We start from the raw sequence: 2,184 nt of genomic DNA on the forward strand, positions 1-2,184 counted from the left end.
TGTCGACGACGCGTGAATACTGAACACCTAGCGACGGATGAATTCTGGACATCCGGACCATGCTAGGAGGCATGATCACTGTGGAAGATTGGGCTGAGATCCGTCGGCTTCACCGGGCCGAGAAGTTACCGAAGAAGCAGATCGCTGAGAAGCTTGGCGTGTCGCGTACCACTGTCTATAAGGCTTTGGCCTCGGATGAGCCGCCGAAGTATCAGCGGCAATTGAAGGGATCGCTGGTGGACGCGGTTCTGCCGGAGGTGCATAAGCTGTTGAAGGACACCCCGAGGATGCCGGCGACGGTGATCGCTGAGCGGCTGGGGTGGGAGCATTCGTTGACGATCTTGAAGGACAAGATCCGGCAGATCCGCCCGCTGTATACCGGGGTGGACCCTGCTGATCGGCTGGACCACAAGCCAGGTGAGGCAGCTCAGTTCGACTTGTGGTTCCCGGAGCCAAAGATCCCTGTGGGTTATGGACAGGCCCGGATGCTGCCGGTGCTGGTGATGACGCTGACCTTCTCCAGGTTCTTGACTGCGTTGATGATCCCTTCCCGACAGTCCGGGGACTTGTTGGCAGGGATGTGGCAACTGATCACCGGCGTCGGGGCAGTGTCGAAGTCGTTGATCTGGGACCGTGAGGCTGCGATCGCGCCGAAGGGTAAGCCGTTGCCGCCGGTGCAGGCCTTCGCTGGGACGGCGGCGACCCGGATGGTGATCGCCCCGGCCCGGGACCCGGAGTTCAAGGGCATGACTGAGCGGAACAACGACTACTTCGAGACCAGCTTCTTGCCGGGGCGTCAGTTCGCTTCCCCAGGTGATTTCAATACCCAGATCAGCGCCTGGCTGACTGAGCGGGCCAATCAACGTCAGGTCCGCAGCCTTGGGGATCGGCCGATCAACGTGGTGGGCACTGATCTTGCGGCGATGACCGCACTGCCGCCCTCACCGCCAGCGACCGGGTTCAACCACCAGATCCGGCTGGGCCGGGACTACTACGTCCGCCTGGACACCAACGACTACTCCGTGGATCCGCGGTTCATCGGCCGACTGGTGCAAGTCACCGCGACCCTGGGACGGGTGGTGGTGGTCTGTGACGGTGAGATCGCCGCTGACCATCCCCGCTGCTGGGCGAAGGCCCAAGTGATCACCGACCCCCAGCACGTGGCCACCGCCAAGACGCTGCGCGCTCATTACAACCAGGTCCGCCGTCAACCCGCCGGCAGAGACGCCGAGGTCAGCTACCGGCCCTTAAGCGTCTATGACGAGCTCTTCGGGCTCACCAGCACCACCATGCCCGCTGAGGACCAGAGGAGGGCGGCATGAGCGCCACCGCCTCAAGGACCAACAGTAGCGAGAAGATCGGCTCGACCTTGGCGCACCTGGCCAGGGCGATGAAGACCCCCACCATCGCCAAGGTCTGGGAACAACTGGCCACCACTGCCCGGGATGAGGGCTGGTCACACGAGGAGTACCTCGCCGCGGTGCTTCAGCGCCAGGTCGCGGACCGGGAGGCCAACGGCACCGCCCTGCGGATCCAATCGGCCCGGTTTCCGTCCCGGAAGACGATCGAGGACTTCAACCCCGACTATCAGCCGAGTCTGCGCCGGGACGTGCTGGCCCACCTGTCGAATATGAGTTTCGTGCCGAAGGCGGACAACGTGATCCTGCTGGGACCACCAGGGGTCGGCAAGACGCACCTAGCGATCGGGCTGGGGATCAAGGCCTGCCAAGCCGGGCACCCAGTGGCCTTCGACACCGCCGCCGGCTGGGTCAACAGGCTCACCGAGGCCCATCAGCGCCACGGTGGCCTCGACCACGAGATCAAACGCCTCAAGCGCTACAAGCTCCTCATAATTGATGAGCTAGGCTACCTGCCCTTCGATGCCGATGCCGCGAACCTCTTCTTCCAACTGGTGGCATCCCGATACGAACAAGGCAGCCTGTTGATCACCTCGAACTTGGCGTTCAGTCGCTGGGGAGAGATCTTCGCCGATGACACCATCGCCGCGGCCATGATCGACCGGCTCATCCACCACGCCGAGGTCCTCGCCCTCGACGGGGAGTCCTACCGGACACGGACCCGCCGTGAGCTCCTCGAGACCACCAACCCTACGACCCCGTAACCAACCAAAAGTGTTCAGTTTTCAAACGTCGATAAGTGTCCAGTTTTCGACCGTCGTTGACA

General features: G+C 62.8%; 2 protein-coding genes. Both read left to right on the forward strand.

Annotated features, from left to right (window positions below; all coding sequences use genetic code 11):
• Positions 1-71 precede the first annotated feature (71 nt).
• Positions 72-1,322 (forward strand): IS21 family transposase, encoded by a 1,251-nt coding sequence (istA, locus tag FEF26_RS15350; RefSeq protein WP_138254404.1) that lies wholly within the window; start codon positions 72-74, stop codon positions 1,320-1,322.
• On the forward strand, positions 1,319-2,122 hold the full coding sequence (gene istB / locus FEF26_RS15355; RefSeq protein WP_138254405.1) for an IS21-like element helper ATPase IstB: 804 nt from the start codon (positions 1,319-1,321) through the stop codon (positions 2,120-2,122). The genes istA and istB overlap by 4 nt, the downstream gene beginning before the upstream one ends.
• Positions 2,123-2,184 lie beyond the last annotated feature (62 nt).

The sequence above is a fragment of the Nesterenkonia salmonea genome (assembly GCF_005771525.1).
Taxonomy (GTDB): domain Bacteria; phylum Actinomycetota; class Actinomycetes; order Actinomycetales; family Micrococcaceae; genus Nesterenkonia; species Nesterenkonia salmonea.